The 24,278-nt window shown below is 53.0% G+C and carries 22 protein-coding genes and 1 pseudogene; 8 read left to right on the top strand and 15 right to left on the bottom strand.

Translation table 11 applies throughout. The features are described from left to right. The first annotated feature begins 44 nt into the window (after nt 1–44). Entirely contained in the window at nt 45–2,219 is a 2,175-nt protein-coding gene (locus AB8615_RS08120) for a primosomal protein N' (protein WP_409432107.1), read from the top strand. A 2-nt stretch (nt 2,220–2,221) separates the two neighbouring features. On the opposite strand, the gene AB8615_RS08115 is transcribed toward AB8615_RS08120, so the two are convergent. From AB8615_RS08115 to AB8615_RS08105, 3 genes are all read right to left on the bottom strand, one after another. Continuing rightward, nucleotides 2,222–2,629 (bottom strand): hypothetical protein, encoded by a 408-nt coding sequence (locus tag AB8615_RS08115; RefSeq protein WP_409432106.1) that lies wholly within the window; start codon nt 2,627–2,629, stop codon nt 2,222–2,224. Between the two features lie 143 nt (nt 2,630–2,772). After that, nucleotides 2,773–3,294: a hypothetical protein gene (locus AB8615_RS08110; RefSeq protein ID WP_418152142.1), complete on the bottom strand. Its 522-nt coding sequence runs from the start codon at nt 3,292–3,294 to the stop codon at nt 2,773–2,775. Beyond that, a complete protein-coding gene (locus tag AB8615_RS08105) occupies nt 3,257–5,917 on the bottom strand; it encodes a TonB-dependent receptor domain-containing protein (RefSeq protein ID WP_418152140.1) in 2,661 nt (886 codons plus the stop codon). The genes AB8615_RS08110 and AB8615_RS08105 overlap by 38 nt, the downstream gene beginning before the upstream one ends. 375 nt (nt 5,918–6,292) lie before the next feature. Here AB8615_RS08105 and AB8615_RS08100 point away from each other — a divergent pair, with 375 nt between their 5' ends. The 7 genes and pseudogenes from AB8615_RS08100 to AB8615_RS08070 all read left to right on the top strand — a co-directional run bounded on the left by AB8615_RS08100 (nt 6,293) and on the right by AB8615_RS08070 (nt 12,526). After that, nucleotides 6,293–6,850: a F0F1 ATP synthase subunit delta gene (locus AB8615_RS08100; protein WP_409432104.1), complete on the top strand. Its 558-nt coding sequence runs from the start codon at nt 6,293–6,295 to the stop codon at nt 6,848–6,850. A 26-nt stretch (nt 6,851–6,876) separates the two neighbouring features. Next, nucleotides 6,877–8,409 carry a F0F1 ATP synthase subunit alpha gene (gene atpA, locus AB8615_RS08095; RefSeq protein ID WP_409432103.1) on the top strand — a complete coding sequence of 511 codons (1,533 nt, stop codon included), beginning with the start codon at nt 6,877–6,879 and terminating at the stop codon, nt 8,407–8,409. A 3-nt stretch (nt 8,410–8,412) separates the two neighbouring features. Next, entirely contained in the window at nt 8,413–8,679 is a 267-nt protein-coding gene (locus tag AB8615_RS08090) for a hypothetical protein (protein WP_418152137.1), read from the top strand. Nucleotides 8,680–8,682: 3 nt separating this feature from the next. Beyond that, nucleotides 8,683–9,604, top strand: a pseudogene (locus AB8615_RS08085) (F0F1 ATP synthase subunit gamma). Beyond that, nucleotides 9,604–10,005, top strand: coding sequence for a hypothetical protein (locus AB8615_RS08080; protein WP_409432100.1), 402 nt, complete (start codon nt 9,604–9,606; stop codon nt 10,003–10,005). The pseudogene AB8615_RS08085 and the gene AB8615_RS08080 overlap by 1 nt, the downstream one beginning before the upstream one ends. A 37-nt stretch (nt 10,006–10,042) precedes the next feature. Further along, complete coding sequence (gene atpD, locus AB8615_RS08075; protein WP_418152135.1) at nt 10,043–11,974, top strand: F0F1 ATP synthase subunit beta; 1,932 nt, start codon at nt 10,043–10,045, stop codon at nt 11,972–11,974. Beyond that, the gene (locus AB8615_RS08070) at nt 11,975–12,526 is read left to right on the top strand and encodes an MOSC domain-containing protein (protein ID WP_409432097.1); all 552 of its coding nucleotides are present in this window, start codon (nt 11,975–11,977) and stop codon (nt 12,524–12,526) included. Between the two features lie 30 nt (nt 12,527–12,556). Here AB8615_RS08070 and AB8615_RS08065 read toward each other — a convergent pair whose 3' ends face one another. From AB8615_RS08065 to AB8615_RS08010, 12 genes are all read right to left on the bottom strand, one after another. After that, on the bottom strand, nt 12,557–13,966 hold the full coding sequence (locus tag AB8615_RS08065) for a TCR/Tet family MFS transporter (protein WP_409432096.1): 1,410 nt from the start codon (nt 13,964–13,966) through the stop codon (nt 12,557–12,559). Then, on the bottom strand, nt 13,959–14,465 hold the full coding sequence (locus AB8615_RS08060) for an RNA pyrophosphohydrolase (protein WP_409432095.1): 507 nt from the start codon (nt 14,463–14,465) through the stop codon (nt 13,959–13,961). Before AB8615_RS08060 ends, AB8615_RS08065 begins: the two co-directional genes overlap by 8 nt. Nucleotides 14,466–14,468: 3 nt before the next feature. Beyond that, nucleotides 14,469–15,698 carry a divergent polysaccharide deacetylase family protein gene (locus tag AB8615_RS08055; protein ID WP_418152132.1) on the bottom strand — a complete coding sequence of 410 codons (1,230 nt, stop codon included), beginning with the start codon at nt 15,696–15,698 and terminating at the stop codon, nt 14,469–14,471. Nucleotides 15,699–15,769: 71 nt separating this feature from the next. After that, nucleotides 15,770–17,122: a S41 family peptidase gene (locus AB8615_RS08050; protein ID WP_409432093.1), complete on the bottom strand. Its 1,353-nt coding sequence runs from the start codon at nt 17,120–17,122 to the stop codon at nt 15,770–15,772. A 2-nt stretch (nt 17,123–17,124) separates the two neighbouring features. Then, entirely contained in the window at nt 17,125–18,471 is a 1,347-nt protein-coding gene (locus tag AB8615_RS08045; RefSeq protein WP_409432092.1) for a S41 family peptidase, read from the bottom strand. A gap of 115 nt (nt 18,472–18,586) precedes the next feature. Next, nucleotides 18,587–19,786, bottom strand: coding sequence for a murein hydrolase activator EnvC family protein (locus tag AB8615_RS08040; RefSeq protein ID WP_409432091.1), 1,200 nt, complete (start codon nt 19,784–19,786; stop codon nt 18,587–18,589). 61 nt (nt 19,787–19,847) lie between these two features. Further along, the gene (locus tag AB8615_RS08035) at nt 19,848–20,318 is read right to left on the bottom strand and encodes a 23S rRNA (pseudouridine(1915)-N(3))-methyltransferase RlmH (RefSeq protein ID WP_409432090.1); all 471 of its coding nucleotides are present in this window, start codon (nt 20,316–20,318) and stop codon (nt 19,848–19,850) included. Between the two features lie 2 nt (nt 20,319–20,320). Then, a complete protein-coding gene (gene rsfS / locus AB8615_RS08030) occupies nt 20,321–20,803 on the bottom strand; it encodes a ribosome silencing factor (protein ID WP_409432089.1) in 483 nt (160 codons plus the stop codon). 36 nt (nt 20,804–20,839) lie between these two features. Continuing rightward, the gene (locus AB8615_RS08025; RefSeq protein WP_418152128.1) at nt 20,840–21,415 is read right to left on the bottom strand and encodes a nicotinate-nucleotide adenylyltransferase; all 576 of its coding nucleotides are present in this window, start codon (nt 21,413–21,415) and stop codon (nt 20,840–20,842) included. 64 nt (nt 21,416–21,479) lie between these two features. Beyond that, nucleotides 21,480–22,595 (bottom strand): glutamate 5-kinase, encoded by a 1,116-nt coding sequence (gene proB, locus AB8615_RS08020; RefSeq protein ID WP_409432087.1) that lies wholly within the window; start codon nt 22,593–22,595, stop codon nt 21,480–21,482. 3 nt (nt 22,596–22,598) lie between these two features. Next, complete coding sequence (obgE, locus tag AB8615_RS08015; protein WP_409432086.1) at nt 22,599–23,681, bottom strand: GTPase ObgE; 1,083 nt, start codon at nt 23,679–23,681, stop codon at nt 22,599–22,601. Nucleotides 23,682–23,690: 9 nt separating this feature from the next. Beyond that, on the bottom strand, nt 23,691–24,254 hold the full coding sequence (locus tag AB8615_RS08010) for a GNAT family N-acetyltransferase (RefSeq protein ID WP_409432085.1): 564 nt from the start codon (nt 24,252–24,254) through the stop codon (nt 23,691–23,693). Between the last annotated feature and the right edge of the window lie 24 nt (nt 24,255–24,278).

Here is a 24,278-nt window from a genome sequence, read left to right as displayed (position 1 = left end):
AAAAAGGGGTCGATTCTGTTGCAGGTCTGCTATCACGAATCACTGTGACGCAAAATGCTCAAATTCTTTTTCCTGTGAATGTCTCAGAACCGTTCGATTATGCGGTGCCTGACGGCATGGATGTTGCGCGCGGGGACTTTGTCTTTGCCCCGATTGGAAAGCAGGTGAAATTAGGTGTGGTCTGGTCTGTAGGTCAAGCGGCGACGTTGACACAAAAAGGCGAGCCACGGGTATTAAAAGACATTGTGGATGTCAAAGCTACGCGCCCGCTCTCGCCTGATCTGATCGACTTCCTTGCTTGGACGGCGAGTTATAATGGGGCACCTGTTGGCAATGTGCTGCGCATGGTGATGCGCAATTATAAAGCCCTCGACCCTAGCCCCATTGTTACGCTCTATGAACCGACGGGGGAGGTGTTGCAAAGCCTGACACCTGCACGGCGGGCTGTCCTGCGAGAGGGTGGGCCGTTCCCGGCTAGAGCCAGCGAGATTGCTGCGCGGGCGGGCGTGTCAGCGGGTGTGGTCAAAGGCATGGTCAAGATTAAAGCGATGCGCGCGATTGACGGACCTGTTGACGCCCCATTTGAGACTCCTAATCCTGACCTACCAAGTCGCGAATTGACCCAATCGCAGATTGAGGCAGGTGAAGATCTGGCGGCGCAGGTTCGTAAGGGTGACTTCAACGTATCATTGCTAGATGGGGTCACGGGATCGGGCAAGACAGAGGTCTATTTTGAGGCTGCGGCAGAGGCGTTGCGGCGAGGGCAGCAAGTCTTGGTTTTGGTCCCTGAAATTGCGTTGACGCAGGCGGGACTGTCTCGCTTCAAAGAGCGCTTCGGGGCCGAACCCGCGGCATGGCATTCTGCTATGGGCGAAGCCCCCCGACGCCGCGTATGGCGGGAAGTGGCGCAAGGCCGCGCGAAATTGGTTGTGGGCGCACGATCGGCGCTTTACCTGCCATTCCCTAACCTCGGCTGCATCATTGTCGACGAAGAGCACGACACATCCTACAAGCAGGATGAGGGTGTCATATATAATGCTCGCGATATGGCGATTGTACGCGGCAAGATCAGCGGTCATGCGGTCATCCTCGCCTCCGCCACGCCTAGCCTTGAAAGCCTCCATAATGCGCGCACGGGAAAATACGCGCATATCGTTCTACCAGAACGCCCTGGCGCCATTACCTTGCCAGAGATTGCCTTAGTCGACCTCAAGGACAACACGCCAGAGAAGGGCGACTTTCTTTCTGCGCCGCTGATACAGGCCGTAGGAGATGTTTTAGAGCGCGGCGAACAAGCTATGCTCTACCTCAATCGGAGAGGCTATGCCCCGCTAATCATCTGTCGAAACTGTGGGGAGAAGCTTAAAAGCCCCGATACGGATAGCTGGTTGGTCGAACATAAAGCGACAGGCCGCGCCATGTGCCACCTGACTGGGTTTTCGATGCGCATGCCAAAGCGGTGCCCGACATGCGAGGCGGAAGACGGCCTGACAGCCGTGGGGCCAGGGGTTGAACGCGTTGCCGAAGAGGCGATGCGGCATTTCCCTGACGCCAAAGTCGAGGTCTTTAGCTCTGATACAGCGGGGAACCCCAATGCGATTGCAGAGCGCTTGGCCCGCATGGCTCATGGCGAAATTGATATTCTCGTTGGGACGCAAATGGTCGTGAAGGGGCATAATTTCCCTCATTTGACCTTTGTAGGTGTGGTTGATGGAGATTTAGGTCTCGCAGGGGGCGATCCACGGGCGGGAGAGCGAACCTACCAGACATTGGTGCAGGTTGCGGGGCGAGCAGGGCGCGCGGATAAGCCAGGTCACGCCCTGATCCAGACCCACCAGCCAGATCATGAAGCCCTCATTGCGCTGGCGGCTGGGGATCGCGAGATGTTTATTGGCGTTGAGTTGGCGATGCGCGAAATGCTGGGCCTACCGCCTTTTGGGAAGCTCGCGGCCGTTATTATAAGCGGGCCAGAGTTTAAAAAGGTTGAGGCCTTGGCGGCGAAGTTCGTCAAATTGGCCCCGCGTGCAAAGGGCATCGAGATACTCGGCCCATCGGAAGCCCCGATTGGTCGCTTGCGCGGGCGGTTTCGCTGGCGGCTGTTTATTCAGGCGGAGGCGCAGGTGAACCTCTCAAAATATATGTCAGTCTGGCAGTCAAAGCTCCGCCCACCCTCCAAATACAAGATTCAAATCGATATTGATCCGCAAAGCTTTATGTAGGCTTAGCTGGGCGGGTTTTGCGCTGGACCGTTATCTGCCTTTGCCGCTCGGATTTGATGGAGTTTCGCGCTGACAGTATCGACGCTGCGATTTGTGTAGGATTGCGCGACAGCCTTCACGCGCTCTAGGCCGGTATTGATGCCCCTCCATATCTTGACGATCAGGTAAATGACCGCAGCGGGGATGAATGCGGGCAGGGCGGCGGCCCAGCCGAGCTTATAGGCGGCGTAGATAAACATTATGATCAGCGCGGCGCAGATCAAGCCCGCAAGTCCTAGCCAGAATTTTACAATGATGAGAGGCCAACTAAATTTGTCCAAGGCCTGTTCTGTTGCGAATTGCCCGCCAAGCTTGGCAGCGAGGACAGGATCTCGGCGAGCTTTAAAAATATTGATGAGGTCTAAGATCATGACGTTGCTGTAGCGCGATAGGGCTGTCGAATCTAGCGCTGCCGAAGGGAAGCAGATTGGCCTTTTTATGTGTGACTTTTTCCTATCGTCGCGCATAAAAAAAGCGGCCCGAAGGCCGCTTTCCTATTGTGATTTAACAGAGACTAGAAGTCGACTGTCGCACCCATGAAGACATAACGACCGAAGGCGTCATAGACTTGTGGGTATGTGTTACCGTTACCCGGCGCTGTGCCAACGACAGAGCTAAGCGGTGGCTCACGGTCAAAGATGTTGTTCACACCAAGACGGAAGCTCAGAGTATCGTTCATCATGTAGCTACCTGACACGTCGAAGTAGTTCTGTGATGCGAAGTTCTCGTTTCTCGCAGCAAAGCTACCCGCCAAAGCTTCTTGTGTAGAGCTTTGTGCGATCGCAACGCTATCGTAGTAACGCCATGTCACACGTGCACCAAACTTATCGTTGTTTGGAACCAATGCGAGATCGACTTTATGACGATATTCTGGGTTTGGAGCACCACATGCTGCGCCGTAGAACCCGACACAATCATAGATGTCTTCGTCGCCAGACGTTGGAAGTGGCTTCGTTGTCAGGTCGAACAGGTATGTACCGACATATGACAGGTTGAAGTCACCCACACCACCGACACCAAAGCCGTAATTGGCCAACAGGTCCAGACCGCTCGTGCTGAGTGTATCCTGTGTTGATGTTTGTAGCTGTGATGAAGCCAGTGTTGTTGGCCCAAAGCGTTCCGCCTGTACCACGATTGATCAAGCTACAGAAGAACTCTGCGCCTGTTTCGAGACAAGAGTTAAGCGCTTGGTTCTCTGACACAGTGTCGATGAAATCGTCGACTTTGATGTCGAAGTAATCAAGTGAGACTGTCAAACCTTCGATCATAGACGGTGTCGCTGTGAAACCAACTGTGAACGTATTCGCTTTTTCAGGCGCAAGATCAGGGTTACCACCTGTGAAGTTGTTAAACTGTCCAGCTGGGTTATCCGCAATCGTGCCGTATTGATCAGGTGTAACACCTGTATTAGCACACTGAGCTGCAGTCGCTTGTGGTGATGGACCTGAACATGGGTCGAACAAGTCGTTCTCGCCAGCTGTCAAGTCAAACAGACCGATGGACTGTGCAGCAAACAATTCAAAGATGTTCGCAGCACGCACAGCACGCTGATAGCCACCACGGAAACGAATATCATTCGTTGGTGCCCACTCGCCCGCAACTTTATACGAATCTGTCGTATTGTTGGAGTAGTGTGAACGACGGTAACCGAGGTCAAGTGCTAGCACTTCTGCACCTGGGCGGCCTTCGATCAATGGAACGTACATCTCAGCAAACACGTCATAAACGTCCTGTTCGCCTTCGATTGGGTTTGTTGGGCCACCTTGGCCCGCACCGTCACCTGATTGGAAGTTTGCATCTGGATTGGAATCCAGTGTGTCCAAACGATATTCAACACCAGCCGCGAAGCCGATTGGTGATTCTGCCCAAGGCATTGCAACATTATCACCGAACGTACCTGTTAGAGTACCGTTGATGACTGTTTGTGTTGTTTTACCAGACCGTAGGAGTGGTTGACGAATGTAGTCAATCGCAGCTTGATCCGGAGCGGCACCTGAGAAGATGTCGTAAGGCACACAGTTTGCGTCATCATTTGATGAAATCGCATCAGCGTTAACCGCACATGTTGGGACACCACCAGCGTTTACGACGTTCAGCGCACGACTAATGTTCGTGATTGAAAGGTCGTTGTTGTAAACTTCTGCACGACGCACAGATGAGTAAGATGCAGACACATCATATGACAGAGGCGTACCGCTTAGGTCACCTTTAGCACCGACAAGACCGCGGAATGTTGTGTGCGTGATATCGTTGTTACGATTTCCGCCTTCGACATTACGACGCAGAATCAAAACAGGGGCTACGCCGTCTGCTGCAAGAGCTGCTTGGTCAGGGTTGCCGTCAAAACGAGCAACAAATGTGTCTGGATTATCTTGATCTGGCAGAATGTTACCAGCAGCATCTGTGTAGAGGCCGTTATTTGGGTTATCTGGATCTGCTGGATCGTTGAAACGATAACGATCGATAGCACCATCAGCGATTTCACCACACAGATACTCAACCTGTTGGGCTGACAAGAATGGGTTATCACAGTTTACGCCACCAGCGCTGCCATTGACACCCAGACCAAAGACACCAGACGGTGCGATTTGTGAGTTTGTGCTGTTTTCCATGAACATCAACTCAGAGTAGAGGTTCAAGTTTGGTGCAGCTTCATACTCAACAAATGTACCAAATGTATAACGCTCGTTCGGGCGCTGGTAGTTGTTGAATGGGTTAAAGTTAAATGTGTCGGTCGTGAAATCACGTGCACGAAACTCGCCATTGTCTGGGTTGACACGTGACCAGATACCTTGAGTACGCGCATCAGGATTAACGATGCCTGGGATTGTGTATCCGCCAGTAACATCAAGGATGTTTGCGAACTGGTTTGTTGACGAACCGGCACACGTAAAGTCTTCGCCGTCATTCCGTGTGCTCAATGCGCACTGTGAATAGTCACGATCAGCTTGTTGGATCGGCTTTGTCTTCTGGTAACCAGCGTAAGCTGTGATGTGACCACGATCTTCAGCAAATTTGCCGCCGACGATACCCGTGATGTCGAGTGACTCGCCATCAGTTGTTCCGCCATTTGGCACTGTGTACTGTGATGGGTTGTCAGCTGCGAAACCGCTCAAGATGTCTTGGATTTCGCTGTTATTGTTGTTGTGCTGATAGAATGAGAAGTTTGTATCAAGACGTGCGCCTTCAAACTCTTTATCCATGATGAAGTTGGCAACGCCAGAAACCGCATCAGAACCGTATGTCGCAGAAGCACCACCCGTGAGGATGTCAACTTTTTTGACGAGAGCTGATGGGATCATGTTAACGTCAGCAGCCGCTGTGTTAAGTGAACCATAAGGCATACGTTTGCCGTTGATCAGGACGAGGTTACGTGTCGCACCCAAACCACGAAGGTTGATAGATGACGTACCTGTCGCGCCGTTGGCAAGGTTTGAACCCTGTGCGCCAAACGCTTGTGGCAGTGTATTGATGATGTCTTCGACACGTAGAACGCCGCGTGCTTCAAAATCAGCTGCGCCGATTTCTGTCACTGGGCTAGTTGCTTGAAGGTTCGTTGAACGCGGGATCAGTGACCCGGTAACGATAACTTCGTCGGCTGTGTCTTGCGCAAATGCCGGAGCTGCAGACAGGATTGCACTGCAGAGGAGGCTAGACATTAATAGTCTGTTTTTGGTTTTCATATCCATTATGATTCCCTTTGAAGAATTTCGCATTCATATAAATGCTTACAGGAAGCCCTATTGCGATATTTTAATGAAATCAATTCTTCAGGCCGATTGTTTGCAGCTTTTGTGACCTCAAAGTGACCTTTTTCAAAATCTGTTGCATAAAAGTCGCTAATTCGTTTATTTTATCGTAACTATATCACGCACACCCCGCCAGAGTGTCGCATGAATTCATGGGTTGGCTTTCAAAAAACGCCGTGCTAAAGCGCGCGCGAGTTGGTGAGGTCGGGGATTCCCCAGCCTCGCTGCAATCCTTTTTCGCGTTTCGGCACTGCTGTCGATGTGCCCTAAATACGGACCACCTGCGTGTCAGACACAGACGTCATTATTGGGGAAGCCCCCGCTCGTTATGCTACAGCTCTGTTGGAGCTGGCAGAAGAGGCTAAGGCCTTGAAATCTGTAGAGAAAAACCTCGCAAACTTCAAGGCAGTTCTCGCTGACAACCAAGATTTGCAGCGCCTTGTTCAAAGCCCCGTCTTTCAGACTGAAGATAAGGTTGCGGCGTTGATGGCGGTTGCGAAAAAGGCCAAATATCACGCTCTGACGTCGCAGTTCCTCGGCCTTGTCGCAGGAAATCGTCGCGCTGACGAATTGCCGGGAATCATTGCGGCTTTCGAAGACATGGTTGCGCGTCGTCGCGGCAGCCAAGTCGCGAAGGTAACCAGTGCCAAGAAATTGACGACAGCGGAAGTTGCGTCTCTCAAAACCAGTTTAAAAAAATCGCTCGGCCGCGCTGTCGATATTGAAACAACTGTTGACCCCGACTTGCTCGGTGGTTTTGTTGTGCGTATCGGCTCGCGTCTTTATGATAGCTCCCTCAAGACCAAACTTGAGGACCTTCGTTTGACACTCAAAGACGTCTAAGAGGACACTCCCTAAGAGGTAATATTATGGATATTCGCGCTGCTGAAATTTCCAGCATTCTAAAACAACAGATTAAAGGCTTCGGGAAAGAAGCCAAAGTCTCTGACGTCGGCCAAGTGCTGTCAGTCGGTGACGGTATTGCCCGTATTTACGGTCTGGACAATGTCCGTGCTGGCGAGATGGTCGAATTTCCGGGCGGTATCAAAGGTATGGCGCTGAACCTCGAGAGCGACAATGTCGGTGCCGTGATCTTCGGCGATGACCGCGGAATTAAAGAGGGCGACACTGTTAAGCGCCTTGGCGAAATTGTGGACGTGCCAGTGGGTATGGGTCTGCTTGGTCGCGTCGTGAACCCGCTGGGCGAGCCGATTGACGGCAAAGGCCCAATCAAATCATCAGAGCGCCGCCGCGTTGATGTTAAAGCGCCAGGCATTATGCCGCGTAAAGGCGTACACGAGCCCGTGCAGACTGGTATTAAAGCCATTGACGCTTTGATCCCTGTGGGTCGTGGCCAGCGTGAATTGATCATCGGCGACCGCCAGACAGGCAAAACAGCCGTCGCGGTCGATGCGATCTTGAACCAAAAAGCCGCTTTCGACGAAGGTCGCGATAACGACAAGCTATACTGTATCTATGTCGTGATCGGCCAAAAACGCTCGACTGTGGCGCAACTCGTCAAAACGCTCGAAGAAAATGGCGCGATGGAATATTCTATCATCGTCGCTGCGACAGCATCAGAGCCTGCGCCTTTGCAGTATCTGGCCCCCTTTGCCGGTTGTGCGATGGGCGAATATTTCCGCGATAATGGTATGCACGGCCTGATCATTTATGATGATTTGTCCAAGCAAGCTGTCGCATACCGTCAGATGTCACTTCTGCTGCGTCGTCCTCCGGGTCGTGAAGCTTATCCAGGTGACGTGTTCTATCTTCACTCCCGTTTGCTCGAGCGTGCGGCGAAGTTGAACGAAGCCAATGGCGGCGGTTCATTGACCGCTCTGCCGATTATCGAAACACAAGGTAATGACGTGTCGGCCTTTATCCCGACCAATGTGATTTCCATTACAGATGGCCAAATTTTCTTGGAAACAGATTTGTTCTTCCAAGGCATCCGCCCCGCGCTGAACGTCGGTCTGTCCGTGTCTCGTGTGGGATCATCAGCGCAAATCAAAGCCATGAAACAAGTGGCTGGCCCGATTAAGGGTGAGTTGGCGCAATACCGCGAAATGGCGGCCTTTGCACAGTTTGGTTCTGATCTTGATGCGTCAACTCAGGCGCTCCTCGCCCGTGGTGAACGCTTAACAGAACTGCTAAAACAGCCGCAATTCTCGCCGTTACAAGTGCAAGAGCAAGTGGCCGTGATTTATGCGGGCACACGCGGCTATCTCGACGGAATTCCTGTGAAATCTGTGCAGAAATACGAAAAAGAGCTTCTGGCTCACCTGCACGCCGATCATGCGAAGCTACTCAACGACATTGCGACAGAGAAAAAACTGTCTGACGATATCGAAGGACGCCTGAAATCAGCTTTGGATAACTTCACAAAGAATTTTGCGGCGTAGAAAATGAAATGGATTATCGCAATTTCAATCATTTTTATGACGGGTTGCGGTGAAAAATATGACACGCGTGGTGAGGAAATCCAAGCCGCAGTAGAAAAAATGAGTTTTGATGAGCCTGTTTACTGGCTTGAAATGCTCAACATGTTTAATGAATGGGAGAAAACGATTTTGGTATTTGGTTACATGGGGAATTATGAGGCTTGCTTAGCACTGCAGGAAGTTGCCTCTAAAGACTCACCTAACCGTCAGTTTCGTTATACACAGGCTTAGAATATGGCATCCCTGAAAGAGCTTCAAAATCGGATCAAAAGCGTAAAAAACACGCAGAAGATCACCAAAGCCATGCAAATGGTGGCGGCAGCGAAATTGCGTAAGGCGCAGGACGCGGCTGAAAAAGCACGTCCTTATTCCGAGCGCATGAGCAGCATTATCATCAATCTCGCTAACGGTATGGCGGACACAGCGGGCGGCTCCAGAATTGCTCGTCGGCAATGGTCAATCTGATACGGTCTTGCTGGTTGTGGCGACAGCTGATCGCGGGCTCTGCGGTGGTTTTAATACAAATATCGTGCGCAAAGCGCGCGAGGAGATCGTGGCACTCGAAAAGGCGGGCAAAACAGTCAAACTCTTCATCATTGGTAAGAAGGGTTATGATCAACTTAGCCGCCTCTATAAGAGTCGTATCGTTGAATATATCTCGCTGAAAGAAGAGCGCAAACTCCACGCAGGTATCGCGCAGAATATCGGTACGAAAATCACTGATATGTTCGACGCCGGTGAATATGATGTCTGCAAATTGATCTATTCCGAGTTTGAAAACGTGATGACACAAACGGCTGTCGCTAAGACACTTATTCCAGCGATTGCTGATTTGGGTGTTGAGGATGAAACGCCAGGCGATCACGCTGCGGACGATGTGTTTGCACCCGATCTCAAAGGCGCGATCTATACGTATGAGCCAGACGAGGCGGGTATCCTGCGTGTCCTTCTGCCGCGCAATATTAACACGCAAGTCTTCACCGCTTTGTTGGAAAACCAAGCGGGCGAGATGGGCTCTAAAATGACAGCGATGGATAATGCAACGCGTAATGCGGGCGACATGATCGACAAGCTGACCCTCACATTTAACCGCACACGTCAGGCGCAGATTACATCTGAACTGATCGAGATTATTTCAGGCGCGGAAGCGCTCTAATGTTGCGGATTGCTGTCATATCAACGGCTCTTGCCATGACGGGTTGCTCGGTCGAAACGAGCAGTCCCAAAAGCAAATATGTCGAAATTGGCGTTGAAAAAAATGGATGCTTGGGCATCACGGAATCTGACTGGAAGACGATCCCATGGCTTCGCAATGACACCGGTCGTGTGAAACGTAAGCGCAAAGACGAATTTGATGTAAACGGTGTCCGTGTTGAAGCTAAACGTAAGAAAACTCGCAAGCGGATCATGCAGAGAAACGGCAAAATGTACGTATTGGCGGATGAAGGCTCTGCCGTAGGGTTTAGAGATCAAAACGGTAATTCGATGTTCGTGAAAGTCAATCAGGATACCGCCCTCTATTGGGACGGTGAAAATTTAGAATGTAAAGCGGCCTAACAGCCACATCAGGTAAAGAAAGCTAGAGGAAAAACCAATGGCAAAAGCACCAGCTACTAAGACTGCGGCGAAGAAGGCCCCAGCGAAAAAGACCGCCGCAAAGCGCAAGCCAGCGGCCAAAAAGGTCACAAAAATGAGCAATGCAGCGAACACAAACAAGCTCGGCTCTGGCAAAATTAGCCAAGTTATTGGCGCGGTTGTTGACGTTGTCTTTGAAGGCAATCTGCCGCCAATCCTGAACGCGCTCGAAACAGATAACCAGGGCAGCCGCCTTGTTCTCGAAGTGGCGCAGCATTTGGGTCAGAATACGGTTCGTATTATCGCGATGGACGCGACGGAAGGACTCGTGCGCGGTCAAGCCGTTGTCGATTTGGGCAAGCCAATCACTGTGCCAGTGGGTCCAGAAACACTTGGCCGTATCATGAACGTCATCGGCGAGCCGATTGATGAGCGCGGCTCGCTTAAAACGAAGGCCATGGCGTCTATCCATAAATCAGCGCCGCCTTTCACCGAGCAGTCAACAGAGACAGAAGTCCTCGCGACAGGCATCAAGGTTATCGATCTTCTCTGCCCTTACTCAAAAGGCGGTAAAATCGGTCTCTTCGGTGGTGCGGGCGTGGGTAAAACCGTTTTGATCATGGAATTGATCAACAATATTGCCAAGCTGTTCGGCGGCTACTCCGTGTTTGCGGGCGTGGGTGAGCGGACACGTGAAGGGAATGACCTTTACCACGAAATGATCGAATCTAACGTGATCAACCTTGAAGGCGAAAGCCGTGCGACTCTCGTTTACGGTCAAATGAACGAGCCTCCCGGTGCGCGGGCGCGTGTCGCTTTGACAGGTCTGTCTCAAGCTGAATATTTCCGCGATGAAGAAGGTAAAGACGTGTTGTTCTTCGTGGATAACATCTTCCGTTTTACCCAAGCTGGTTCCGAAGTGTCCGCGCTTTTGGGTCGTATCCCGTCTGCGGTGGGCTATCAGCCAACACTGGCGACAGAAATGGGCCAGATGCAGGAACGTATTACGTCCACCACCAAAGGCTCTATTACATCTGTGCAAGCGATTTACGTGCCAGCCGATGACTTGACTGACCCGGCGCCAGCGACGTCCTTTGCTCACTTGGACGCGACAACCGTTCTGAACCGTGCAATTTCTGAAAAAGGTATCTATCCTGCGGTGGACCCGCTCGACTCGACATCTCGTATTCTAGAGCCGCGCACAGTGGGCGCGGAACACTATGAAACAGCCCGTCAGGTTCAAGAAATCCTGCAGCGATATAAGTCACTCCAAGACATTATCGCCATTCTCGGCATGGATGAATTGTCAGAAGAAGACAAACTCACCGTGGCGCGTGCGCGTAAGGTTGAGAAATTCTTGTCACAGCCTTTCGACGTGGCGGAAATCTTTACAGGTTCCCCAGGCATCCAAGTGCCGCTGGAAGATACTGTCCGCTCATTTAAAGGCCTCGTCGAAGGTGAATATGATCACCTACCAGAGCAAGCCTTCTACATGGTTGGCGGTATTGAAGACGTGATCGAAAAAGCGGCTAAAATGGCAGCGGCACGCGGCTTAATAATGGCAGATAAACTTACATTCTCACTGGTTTCACCTGAGCGCGAATTGTTCTCGGGTGAGGTGGACCAGGTTGATATTCCCGGCACAGAAGGTGATTTAGGCGTGTTGCCGAACCACTCGCCCATCATGGCGGCGATCCGCACAGGCGCGATCAAAGTTTATAATGATGGCGGCGTGACGGAATATTTCGTCCAAGGCGGATTCGCAGATGTGACGCCAGATGGTCTGACCGTTTTGGCTGAGCGTGCGACGCCTCTGACAGATGTGAACCGCACAGCGATCGAAGCTGAAATCGCAGATGTTACGAAACGTCTGGATGGCCTCGAAGGCGAAGCGGCGCTCGCGATGCGCCAAAATCTTGACGGGCTGAACGCTCTGGTGGGAAGCCTCTAAATGGCTCTCCCGCAGACGGCTACGGTCGTTGCGGTGGCCGCGGATCGCGGTCACAATTTCTCAAAACCAATCCAAGACGAGATCACCTTGATCGCAGGGCTCGGCGTGGAAGGCGACGCGCATGCGGGCGTCACCGTGCAGCATCTTTTTGATAAAAAGAGAAACCCTGACGCGCCAAATCTACGCCAAGTCCACTTTATGCATGCCGAGCTATTTGACGAACTGGCCGCGCTAGATATTGATGTCAGTGCAGGGCAAATGGGCGAGAACTTAGTGACGCGCGGTGTCCCGCTCCTTGATCTCCCCACAGGCACGCGCTTTCAAATCGGTGAGGCGATCATTGAGATCACAGGCTTACGTAACCCGTGTAAGAAGCTTAATACGATCCACCCTGATCTTCTCAAAGCTGTCGTTGAAAAACGACCTGATGGGAGTCTCAATAAGAAGACGGGGGTGATGAGTATTGTCATTCAGGGCGGTAAAATTATGCCCGGCGACATCATTCACATCACCTATCCTGACGGCGACCCTGTCCCACTGGAATGTGTTTAAACCCGTAAGTTCGGGCAAAGCCTAAGCCTATTACATCTCTGAAGTGGCTGCCGATTGAGTATTTACGGCCACATCTTCATCTATCACGTCTGCTGCTTTCGCGGGCTTATACCGCGCATTGCGGTCTGCTTTCGTCGTGACAAGGCAATAGGTGATGAAGCTGATCAGGGCGAGCAGGGCGGCCGCGAGGAAAGGCGCACCTGGAACGTAGGGGAGTTTTGCGCCTGTGATGACGTGTTGCATCATGTGGATAATATTGGCGGGGAATGTCTCCAGGCCGTAGCTTGCGCGGTTTTCCGTATCACCGAAATACCAGAACATTCCTGACATCATAAATGGTCCAATCATGAGGGCGAGTCCTTGCGCCGCGCCAATCGCACCTTGCAACTCGCCTTGCTCACTCTCTGATACGCGTGAACTCATCATATTGGTCAGGGCCGGGCCGTAAAGACCTGCAAAGGCCGCGAATGGGCCAGCGGCATAAATGATCCAGCCCTGATCTGCGCTACCCATCATCGTGTAAGCGATAACGGCGCTCAGAATACCGATGACACCTGCCCAGAACAGGCCGACTTTGGGGATGATCACACGGATAAGGCCGCCTTGCACAATGATGCTGGCGAGGCCAAACGCGCCGAGGGATAGGCCCACATCACCTGATGTCCAACCAAGGCCGCCCATGGTCGAGAAGGCATAGGTTGAGGGGTAAACCGTATGTGCTGTCGCAAGCAGAAAGAGGATAAAAATCAGAGTCTTAACGCCCTTAATCCGCCCCAATGTCTTTATCGAGCCAAGCGGATTTGACCGTCGCCAGCTAAAGGGACGACGCTTATCCAGCGCCAGAGTTTCTGGCAGGAACATGAAGCCATAGGCAACATTGATAAAAGACAGGATGCCCGCTGCGATAAATGGCGCTCGTGGGCCAAACCCGTCCCCGATCAGGCCACCCACCACGGGGCCGAGCATAAAGCCGACACCGAAGGCGGCTCCTACCAGGCCAAAATTTTGTGCCCGTGTCTCTGGCGGGCTGATGTCTGCGATATAGGCATTGGCGGTCGAGAAGGTGGCGCCAAATGCCCCTGCTATTATGCGCCCTAGAAAGAGAAACCATACTGTTGGCGCTAGGCCCATGATGAAATAATCTATGCCGAGGCCAAGAAGCGAGAGCAGCATGATCGGCCGCCGCCCAAATCGATCAGATAGGCCGCCAACAATCGGCATGCAGATAAACTGAAACAGCGCGAAAACAAATGTCAGCCACATGCCCCACAACACGGCTTCGTTATCTGGCAGGCTCGTCAGTTCTTGAAGGAGGTCAGGCAGGACAGGGATCATAATCCCGAACCCTACAGAATTGATCATCACTGTGATCAGCACGAAAATCATGGCGTTCTTGCCGCCAGTTTTCATCTTATTTGCGGGTGGGAGCGTGTCAGCCATGATCGTTATTAGCGACCTCACGTGGGATCGCATAGGGTGCAAATTCAACGACTAGCCGTTCATAGACGTCGCGCTTGAAGGGTATAATCAGGCTTGGAAGTTTGGTCAGCTTGGCCCATTTCCACTTTGAGAATTCTTGGGGGCCATGCGCTTTGAGGTCTATTTTTGATTTCTTCCCATGAAAACGGAAGGCGAACCAGCGTTGCTTTTGTCCGCGCCAATTTTGGCTTTTAGATTTTTGATGGCTTTCGGGAAAATCGTAAGTCAACCAGCCTTCGACCTCACCCAACGGGGTTAGCATATCGAGCGTGATCCCTGTTTCCTCGTATAATTCCCGGATCGCCGCGACCTCTGGGGCCTCATTCGGGTCTATCCCGCCTTGCGGCATTTGCCAGCAATAGGGACCCGTTTCGCCGAGGCGTTTGCCGACCCAGACTTTACCCTTGGCATTGAACACGGCGATGCCAACGCAAGGTCGGTAGTCAGATAAGTCAGCCATGATCTATTTCACAGCGCTGGAGGCGGGCGCCAAGACGAGGCCTTGTTGGTCTAGCTCTGCCACCCAAGCTATGACGCTATTGAGCGTTTCGGGATAGGCGAAGCCGACGCCAACGGGGTGGCTGCCGCCTTTGGCCATGGTCGCAAGATCGCTGAGGCGAGCTTGAATCACCGCTGTGTTGGGATCAGGATCGATAAGACCGAAGCCTGATTTATAGGGCAGTTTGACCGACCGTGATAACGCGCCGAGTGTTGGCGTCTGGAAGGATCCATCCGTGATCAGGCCAACCCCTGTCTGTGAGAGGCGGTCAAGGAGCGGGGCTGCCGCATCTGCACGGCGTAAAAACGCTTCGCCATTATAGTTCGTCACGCCCCAATAACCTTGAGCGCGGCTCATCAGCCAGTCGAGATTGCGACGATTATTCTGCGCTGGCACGTTTAAGCGCAAAGCCCGTTCGGCCCCAGGCTCGGACGGATCAAACCCATCACTTTCCATCGGCAGTTCAATGATAACTTCATGCCCCGCCGCCCGCGCGCGATCAATCCAGTCTTGCAAGCCAGTTGCATGGGCCGCGAAGGACAATGTGACATCGGGCGGGAGGTTATCAATCGCTTGTTGTGTTAGGGTGCGGTTAATACCTAATCCGCCGATAATAATTGACACAGGGCGCTTTCCTGCGGGCTGGGTGAAGGGGCGATTATAGTGGGTGAGCGCAGAACCACCGTCTGCCGACCGTGCAGGCACAGGGCCAAAAGACGATGTCTGTGTCAGGCCTGGAATGGGCGCAGGGGGCAGGGATGTCGGGCCAATAGCAACGCCGTCAATCTTGATCATTTTGGAGCCAGTAGACCCACTTGCGCCACTGGTGACGGGAATATCTGCGGGCGTGGTGACTGTCGGAGACGAGGTGATCGGGTTGCCTAGCGCGTCCAATTCGGCCTGAATAGCTTCGGTCGGGTTCGTATTCGCCGCAACTTCTCCCGCTAACAGATCAGGCGTTTCCAGATTTATATTGGCAAGTTCAGATGCCATGGGTTGTGGCGGTAGCGGCTCAACTATTACCGAACCTCCCACGCGCGCGTCTTCGGCGTCGCCTAGAAAAATCATCGCTAGCACGGGAACGGCAAGGCCCACGAGTATAACCGCTGCCGCCAAAAGGACATGCTTGCCCCGCGAGGGTAAGTCTAATGCAGCCCTTCTTTGCGAAACGGGTTGTGAGCGGTGCAACGTCATGACGATGTCTTAGGGGCAATCGCGAGTCGCGTAAACTCGCCTATGAGGAGAAAATGACGATGCAGCAAGTTTTAACGCTCTAGCGGCGTTTTTTGTGCATCAAGAAGGCGTTGGTAGTTGGAGGTTTTAATCACGTCGATTGCCTTACGGAGTTGGTAATCTTCGTCCTCTGGCCACGTTTCGGGGGGATAAAGAATATCGCCGTAATTTTCCTCATAATCCGTATCATCAGAATTAAGGAGTGAATTGGGTAGGCTATCTTCACGGAATCTTTTGCGAATTTCACCGCTATCTTCGCGAGCCGCGACGAGCATATCCGGCATGATCCCCCGACCTTGGATCGATTTGCCAGAGGGCGTGTAGTAGCGCTGCGTCGTCAAACGAAGCGCACCGCCGTCATTGGGAAGGGGAATCACAGACTGCACAGAGCCCTTGCCAAAGCTGCGTCGACCAATCACCACGGCTCTCCCGCGATCTTGTAACGCGCCCGCAACAATTTCTGCGGCAGAGGCAGAGCCGGGGCTGACCAAAACAACGATGGGCATATCGGGATATAACTCGCCGGGTTCAGCGTGGTAGCGTTGATTGTCAGACGCGTCGCGCCCACGGGCGGAGAGGACTTCGCCGCCGTCAAGGAATAGGCCTGCCACGCTGACCGATTGATCCAAAAGCCCGCCGCGATTACCGCGCATATCGATGATCAAACCCGGAAGCGTGCCGCCAAGCTCAGCCTCAAGCGATTTCAGAGCGCGCTCAATGTCGGATGTTAATTCACTATTGTTGAAGGTTTCGAGATAGATATAGCCAACGCCTTTTTCGACGCGGTGGCGCACGGCTCTTCCCCGAACGACTTGGCGCACCACAACCACATCGCGCGGCAGAGAGCCAGGCGATAAGACGGTCACCGTCACGGGGTCGCCCGCGAGTCCGCGCATGCCTTTCACGGCTTCATCTAGCGGTTTGTTTCGTACTTTTTCGCCGTCTACCGCCGTGATAAAATCGCCAGTCTTGATACCAGCTTCATAAGCGGGCCCGTCTTCGATGGCGTGATTAACTTTGACCAATCCGCCTTCCGAACTCACCTCAATGCCGAGCCCACCATATTCGCGCTTTGTGGCTTCTTGCTGTTCGACGAAAGCAACAGGGGCAACGTAATGCGAGTGGGGATCGAGCTTTGACAATGCACCGTTCAGCGCTCCGTCTATCAAGGCTTGATCTTCGACGTCCTCAACATACTCATCTTTGATGATCGCCATAATATCGGCAAAAATTTGTAGCTTTTCGTAAGTCTCAGCATCCGTTGTTTTCTTCGCTGCACTCTCATTTTCTGTAGCTGCAAACGCTGAATTTGGTAGGCCGAAGACAGCTGCTGACATCCCTAGCGTGCCGAGCCAAAATGCAGGGATGAGGTGGCGGATACGCATGTTTATTTGATAAGCTCCGCCTTGGCGAGTTCCGCCATTTGCGTTGCGTATTCGCCTGATTTGAGAAGAGAAATCGCTTTTTGAAGTTGATAATCATCATCGATTTCAAAGTCTTCTGGCGGGTAGTCAATCTTTAGCTCGATCTTTTCCGCGTCATCAATGTCATCTTCATTGAGGATTGCATTTGGCAAATCAGCTTCCTTACGGCCAGAATGATCCTCGCCGTCATCTGGGATAGCGGAGACAGCAATATCGGGGTCGATGCCTGTGCCTTGGATAGAGCGACCTGCGGGGGTGTAGTAACGCTGTGTCGTCAAACGTAGAGCGCCGTCACGGCCGCCGCGAAGAGGGATCACAGACTGTACAGACCCTTTGCCAAAAGACGTCATGCCGAGGATGATCCCGCGACGGCGATCTTGCACCGCGCCCGCGACGATTTCAGATGCAGACGCAGACGCACCGTCAATCAACACGACTAGCGGCACACCTTTGATCAGCTCGCCTTTTTCGCCGTTATAACGCTCCGTATCTGTCGAAACGCGGCCACGGGTCGAGACCACTTCTCCGCCGTCAAGAAACGCGCTGGACACTTTAATTGATTGATCAAGCAACCCACCAGGATTGCCGCGTAGGTCCAAAACGAGGCCAGGAATTTTACCGCCCATTTCCGCTTTCAGACTGTCAATCGCATCTTCCAACCCGCTATCTGCCAGTTCGTTAAATTGCGCAATTCGGATGTAGCCGATACCGTCTTTGACTTCATGTTTGACGGTTTGGCGTTTGATAATTTCGCGCACGAGTGTCAGTTCGCGCGGCTCTTCGCCTTCTGCGACAACTGTAATTGTGATTGGCTCGCCTGGTTTACCGCGCATTTGATTGACCGCGTCATTTAAGGACAGACCCATGATAGATTTGCCTTCGATTTCTGTGATGAAGTCACCTGCTTTGACGCCGCCGCGCTTTGCAGGTGTGTCGTCAATCGGCGCGATAATTTTGACGAAACCGTCTTCCATCGTCACTTCCATGCCAAGCCCGCCATATTCGCCAGACGTGTCGACTTGCAAGTCTCTAAAATTCTCTGGATTGACGTAGGAGCTATGTGGGTCGAGCGATTGCAACATGCCGTTGATCGCGTCTTCAATCAATTCGCCATTATCGACGTCAACGACATATTCACTGCGCACGCGAGCGAGCACATCCGCAAACAGCTCTAATTGCTCAAATGTCTCGTCATAATTCGGACGCTCAACCGCGACTGCTGCGGGCGGTTGATTGGTCGAGAAAGCAAATAGAGCGATTGCAGCGACAGAGCCGAGCGTCGGCAGAATATATTTCATCGTTTTCTCCATGGCGATCTCTTGCAGAATACGACAGCTGCAAAGGTTACGCCAATATTAATGTCTCTTTTCACATAAAGAGCGACAACATGACTTTCCAGTCAAAACACTGTTATTTCTGTCTGTATTAACCGCTTTTAACGGGACGAGGCTCTAGCCACGGGACGGGGTTGATGGTGGTGCCGTCTTTACGAAGCTCGATATAGAGCGCAGGCGGCGTTCCGGTTTTGTAGGGCATGAGGCCAATCGGTTCGCCAATTCGCACGTTATCGCCTGTTTCAGCGTAGATTTCGCCCAAGCCCGTCAGCAAAATAAAGTACCCACCTCCAACATTCAAAATCACGACTTGGTCATAATTCTTAAACGGCCCCGCAAATTCGACGCGACCCGCATAGGGCGCTAGAACTTGGCCCTTGGATTGCCCCGTATAAGTCAGCCCTTTCTCTCCCTTGCCGTAATTGCGCAGCAGCTTGCCCGTGATTGGGCGAATCATACTGCCTTTGGCACTGGCAAAGGGTTTTGTGCCGCCGGGGAGGGACAGGGGTTTGGATTGTATGCGTTGCTTGCCAGTGGACCGTCGCGGTTTTGTCCCAGGTTTCACGCGCGGACTAATGCTGGCGATCTCTGCCTCAAAATTTGCGATCAACTCGCGCAAGGTTGCCGATTCTGCTGCAAGGCGTTTGACGTCTTCGCGCGCTCGAACTTCCTCTGTCTCGATAGATTTTTGCAGTTTAGCTTTACGATCCACGAGGGATTTAGTCTCTCGACTGCGTTTTTCGAGTTTCGTCTGATTAGCGGCCAGAGCGGTTTGTCGCTCCGCGATTTGTTCGCGGGCCTGTTGTAAATCATCCAGTGAAAGCGCGAGAGTATCCGCGCGATTTCGCAGCTCTCCCGATAGATGCGACATCAAATTCGCGGCTTGTGCGGCACTAATAGCGTCGTCTGGTGTGCTGATAATTTCGGGTGGAGGAGAAGCCTCTAGGCGTTGTAAGGACGCGATCAAATTCATCATGCCTGCGCGATCATAGGCAAGTTTCGCCTCCAGCGCGGCGTTTTCAGCCTCCAGCGCCGCCAATTCTTCCGTTAATGTCTGCGCCTCACGTTCAAAGGCACGCGTTTGCTGCGCCGTCTTTTGCAGTGTTTTCTTCAGATCCGTGATTTCTGCGGTGACAGATTGTCGGCGTTTTGCCAGTTCCGCTTCCTTCTCCCGTGCCTCTTTTTCAGCTTTGGTCAAGCTGTCGAGTTTTTCGGGGTCAGGGACGTCCTGCGCGAAGACGGGTGCGGCCCAGATCGCAAGCAAGATCAATATGGCGGACAGGTAACGCATATCAATTTGCTATGTCAATTCGCGCAAAACTGCCAGATGAAATTACGTAGCCCTGATTGCTTTAATCGCGGTGATACGGTGTGCCAGCTAAGATCGAGAGGGCGCGGTAGATCTGCTCACTTGCCATAACGCGGACTAGCTTATGCGGCCAAACTTGCGCGCCAAAGGCCCAGCGGGTGACGCCAGCGGGTAGCGCGGACGGCTCGAACCCATCGGCACCACCAATCAGGAAGTAGCTGCTACTGATACCGTCATCGCGCCAGCCGCCTATTTGCTTGGCAATATCGCGAGAGCTTGGTTGTTTTCCGCGTTCATCAAAAAGAATCAGACGGGCCGTGCTATCGATCCCGCTGAGCAGTTTATCAGTCTCATCTGCGCGTGATTTACAACTTCGCAAATCGATGCCTTCTTCGACGACAGAGGTGAAGCCAGTGCCGCGCGCTAGGCCATTAGCGCGTTGGATATAGTCATCCACCATCTCGCGTTCTGGGCCAGAGCGCATTACGCCGCCGCCACGCAAGATAATCTTCATGTCTAGACAGGCGCTTCGTAATCGTCGTCTGGCGCAGACTCGGCCACGTTTTGCAGACCTTCCGGCAATGGCACCGACCAGATTTTTTCGAGGTTATAGAACACGCGCACTTCGGGGCGGAAGATGTGGACAATCACGTCGCCCGCATCAATCAACACCCAGTCGCAGCCTTTTAAGCCTTCTATACCAAGGTTTTTCAGACCCTGATCTTTGAGGCCGCGCTGGACGTAATCCGCGAGCGCGCCAACGTGGCGGTTAGAGCGACCCGAGGCCACAATCATGTAATCCGCGATAGAGCTTTTGCCGCGAATATCGATCTCGATAATATCCTGAGCAGAATTTTCATCCAGATTCGACTGTATGTAATCAGAGAGGGCTTTGATCTCTTTTTCGACTTTTGTGCGTGGCTTTTTCGGCGCGGCGTCTAGATTTGTTTCGGCGGACAGAAGGCTCTCCTGTTGAATATCTTTTGTGGCGTTTAACATGGTTTTTTCAATCTGGCTATGGCTAGCGAAGCTTCGCTATGTCGTCTGGGCGCGTATCGCTGACGAGGACTGTGCATGTAGTGGCAAAGTCAGATATGTCCAGCACGGAGCGGAATAAAATTGCAGTTGGTGGGCCTGCGCCTCTGGAATACGCGCATCAGCATATTGCCGCGCAACTTGGCCGAGTCGCGCTCTGATCGGACTTTGTGGACGGGCGATGACGGCAATCGGGACACGCGCCATGATCTCCTGCCAGTTCTTCCAGCGGGGTAATTGTGCGAAATTGTCGGCGCCCATCAGAAACACAAAGCGCGTCAGAGGGTAGCGCTGCTGTAATCCACGGATGAGGTCGATGGTATAATTGCTGCCGATGTCTTGCTCCGCCTCGCTGATCTGCATGCGAGGTTTTAACGGGAGATTGCGGACAGTTTTGGCGCGCGACGCGTAGCTCGGTTGCCTGGGTTTAAGCGGGTTTTGTGGACTGACGAGCCACCAGATACGGTCTAGCCCCAACTCCCTCAGTCCGGCTTCTGCGACGTGCATATGCCCAGCATGGGCGGGATTAAATGACCCGCCGAATAGCCCGATAGACTGGTTGTCCTCAAGCCTCACGGACGGATGGCCCTGTGTTGTGTCGCCACGTGTCTGAGCGCGAGCATATTGACGGAAATCACTATCATAACATCGCCAAATTATCACGGTGGATCAGTGCTGTCCCGTTTTGATACCCTAAAACGCGCTCTATTTCCGAAGATTTGACACCCACGATTTGCGTAGCGTCAGTGCTACTATAGGCAATCAAGCCGCGGGCTATGTCCTGTCCCGCTGCCGTTCTGACCGTGACGGCGTCGCCTTTGCCGAAAGTGCCAATAATGCGCGTAACACCCGCCGCGAGTAGGCTTTTACCTCTCGCCAAGGCGGCTTCAGCTCCTGCATCAATCTGCACCGCGCCGCGAGGTTTAAGCGTGCCTGCAATCCACTGCGCCCGGGCATTTTTAGGCGATTGCTGCGCGAGGAACCGTGAATGTTTTGCACCTTGGACCAGCGCTCCTAATGCGCCAACTTTGCGCCCGTCGCAGATGATCATTTCACAACCTGCTTGCGTGGCGATCTTAGCTGCGAGTAGCTTTGTCGCCATGCCTCCCGTGCCGACGGCTGCGCTGGTATTTGCGCCAGCTCCCATCGCCATGATGTCGTCTGTCAGTGCCTCGATCTCTGGTAAGTGTTTTGCATCAGTGTTAGTGCGGGGGTCTGCGGTGTAGAGCCCGTCAATATCAGAGAGTAATATCAAGCCGTCTGCGCCCAACATCTGTGCGGCTCGTGCAGCCAAACGGTCATTATCGCCATAGCGAATTTCATCTGTTGCCACAGTATCGTTTTCATTGATGACAGGGATTGCGCCTAGCCCGATCAATGTCTCCATAGAACTCCGCGCATTGAGCCAGCGCAAGCGGTTTTCCGTATCGCGCAGCGTTAGCAGCGCTTGTGCCGCGATAATATCTTGTGCGCCCAATGCCCGTTCATAGGCCTGAGTAAGGCGCGATTGACCCACGCTCGCACAAGCCTGTTTTTCTGACAATGATAGCTTTCCCGACAAGGCAAGACGCTTACGCCCCAGCGCTATTGCGCCTGAACTTACCAGCACAATCTGCGTACCTTGATCGCGAAGCGCTTTAATGTCAGTTGCGCATTGATCGAGCCAATCCGAACGCAATAAGCCGGTCTCCGCGTCCACCAATATGGCCGACCCGATTTTAATCACAAGACGGTTATAACGCGGCAGAGCAGACATGATTTACGGCGACCAGCCCTTTGTTTCTTCAATCTCGCCGCTATCAATCGCAATCTGGCGGCGTTTGGCTTCGCGGGCTTTGAACTCTTCAGCGCGACGCACTTCGACGTGACGGTAAATGGCCGCAATCAACTCAGTCATGCCTTGCTGGGCCACGCTCGAAATGGTGAAGGGCTTGACGTCGATGGCAGCCTCAAACTCAGACGCGACGAGGGCGATCATATCGTCGTCTAACGCATCGCATTTCGTCAGAGCGATAATCTCTGGCTTGTCGTTGAACTCGTCGTCATAGGTTTCAAGCTCATTGCGGATCGTGCGGTAGCTCTCGATAGGATCATCGGAGGTTGCGTCGATCAAATGCACGATAGCGGCACAGCGTTCCGCATGGCCCAGAAAGCGATGTCCGAGCCCCGCGCCTTCGCTCGCGCCTTCTATCAAGCCTGGCAGATCGGCGATCACAAAGCGATCCGCTGTACCGAGGCTGACGACGCCAAGATGGGGATGGAGTGTTGTAAAAGGATAGTCCGCCGTCTTGGGCGTTGCGGCAGAAACAGCCGCCAAGAATGTAGATTTCCCCGCATTAGGGAGGCCAATCAGCCCAGCATCTGCGATGAGTTTCAGGCGCAACCAAATTGCGCGTTCCTCGCCGTCTTCGCCAGGATTAGCATTGCGCGGCGCTTGGTTCGTCGCAGACTTAAACCGCGCATTGCCCCAGCCGCCATTGCCGCCTTTGGCCAGCAAGATACGCTCGCCGTCCTCGGTGAGATCCGCTAAAATAGCGTCCGTGCCGTCCTCAATGATCTGCGTGCCGACAGGGACTTTCAGGACCACATCCTCGCCAGCTGCGCCGTGCCGATCGCGGCCCATGCCGTGCATGCCCGTTTTGGCAATAAAATGCTGGCGGTAGCGGTAATCGATGAGGGTGTTGAGGCTCCGCGTGGCCTCGATCCACACATCGCCGCCGCGTCCGCCGTCGCCGCCATTCGGGCCGCCAAAGGCCACAAACTTCTCGCGCCGAAACGACACAGACCCCGCCCCGCCATTACCGGACCGAATATAGATTTTAGCTTGATCAAGAAATTTCATATGCGCCTCTTACGCGTCCTCACTGGCCATGGCTAGATGAGACTTCGCCAAGTCCAGCTGTAGGATATGGCTGGGGGCTTTGGTCATGCGGGCCATGGAGAAGTAGTTGTCGTCCATTCCCGTAATTTCAAAGCCCAGTTTTTGCAGCACACGCAGGCTGGCAGGATTGTCGGTAAAGACGCCGGCTGTAATCGTCTGCGTGCCGAGCGTGTTACGGGCTTCTTGGATGACGGCTGTCACCGCTTCTGTTGCGTAGCCGTGTCCTTGATGAGGTTTGCCCAGCCAGTATCCGATTTCAAAGCTGTTGGTTTCGCCGTTATCAAACAGGTCAGTCGTGCCCATCAGCCGATCATCATTGGGTTGAGTTATAACGTAGGGATGGGCTTTGCCCATGCGCTGGCGCGCTAGCATATGAGTGATCTTAAATTCGGCTGACATTTCAGGCATAGGGTGGGGGAATGAGCCCGTCATACGTGCTACATCCAGATCACTTGCCAGTCGCGCGAATTCAGGGGCGTCGCTGTGCCGCCAAGGGCGAAGGACGAGCCTGTCGGTGTGTAATATAAGTCTCATATGCGCGCCTCCTCTGAGCCAGTG

This window comes from Litorimonas sp. RW-G-Af-16, from assembly GCF_048319245.1.
GTDB lineage: Bacteria > Pseudomonadota > Alphaproteobacteria > Caulobacterales > Maricaulaceae > Litorimonas.
The sequence above is the reverse complement of the archived record's forward strand: the minus strand, read 5'-3'. Positions and strand labels throughout refer to the sequence as shown.

Bases quoted from the DNA above. Each gene is read 5' to 3' on its own strand.
- AB8615_RS08060 (WP_409432095.1), bottom strand. From the start codon at position 14,465: ATGGCTGACTTATCTGACTACCGACCTTGCGTTGGCATCGCCGTGTTC.
- AB8615_RS08065 (WP_409432096.1), bottom strand. From the start codon at position 13,966: ATGGCTGACACGCTCCCACCCGCAAATAAGATGAAAACTGGCGGCAAG.
- AB8615_RS08040 (WP_409432091.1), bottom strand. From the start codon at position 19,786: ATGCGTTACCTGTCCGCCATATTGATCTTGCTTGCGATCTGGGCCGCA.
- AB8615_RS08115 (WP_409432106.1), bottom strand. From the start codon at position 2,629: ATGATCTTAGACCTCATCAATATTTTTAAAGCTCGCCGAGATCCTGTC.
- AB8615_RS08035 (WP_409432090.1), bottom strand. From the start codon at position 20,318: ATGAAGATTATCTTGCGTGGCGGCGGCGTAATGCGCTCTGGCCCAGAA.
- AB8615_RS08050 (WP_409432093.1), bottom strand. From the start codon at position 17,122: ATGCGTATCCGCCACCTCATCCCTGCATTTTGGCTCGGCACGCTAGGG.
- atpA (WP_409432103.1), top strand. From the start codon at position 6,877: ATGGATATTCGCGCTGCTGAAATTTCCAGCATTCTAAAACAACAGATT.
- AB8615_RS08080 (WP_409432100.1), top strand. From the start codon at position 9,604: ATGTTGCGGATTGCTGTCATATCAACGGCTCTTGCCATGACGGGTTGC.
- atpD (WP_418152135.1), top strand. From the start codon at position 10,043: ATGGCAAAAGCACCAGCTACTAAGACTGCGGCGAAGAAGGCCCCAGCG.
- proB (WP_409432087.1), bottom strand. From the start codon at position 22,595: ATGTCTGCTCTGCCGCGTTATAACCGTCTTGTGATTAAAATCGGGTCG.
- AB8615_RS08070 (WP_409432097.1), top strand. From the start codon at position 11,975: ATGGCTCTCCCGCAGACGGCTACGGTCGTTGCGGTGGCCGCGGATCGC.
- AB8615_RS08010 (WP_409432085.1), bottom strand. From the start codon at position 24,254: ATGAGACTTATATTACACACCGACAGGCTCGTCCTTCGCCCTTGGCGG.
- rsfS (WP_409432089.1), bottom strand. From the start codon at position 20,803: ATGTTAAACGCCACAAAAGATATTCAACAGGAGAGCCTTCTGTCCGCC.
- AB8615_RS08055 (WP_418152132.1), bottom strand. From the start codon at position 15,698: ATGACGTTGCACCGCTCACAACCCGTTTCGCAAAGAAGGGCTGCATTA.
- AB8615_RS08045 (WP_409432092.1), bottom strand. From the start codon at position 18,471: ATGGAGAAAACGATGAAATATATTCTGCCGACGCTCGGCTCTGTCGCT.
- obgE (WP_409432086.1), bottom strand. From the start codon at position 23,681: ATGAAATTTCTTGATCAAGCTAAAATCTATATTCGGTCCGGTAATGGC.
- AB8615_RS08090 (WP_418152137.1), top strand. From the start codon at position 8,413: ATGAAATGGATTATCGCAATTTCAATCATTTTTATGACGGGTTGCGGT.
- AB8615_RS08105 (WP_418152140.1), bottom strand. From the start codon at position 5,917: ATGTCTAGCCTCCTCTGCAGTGCAATCCTGTCTGCAGCTCCGGCATTT.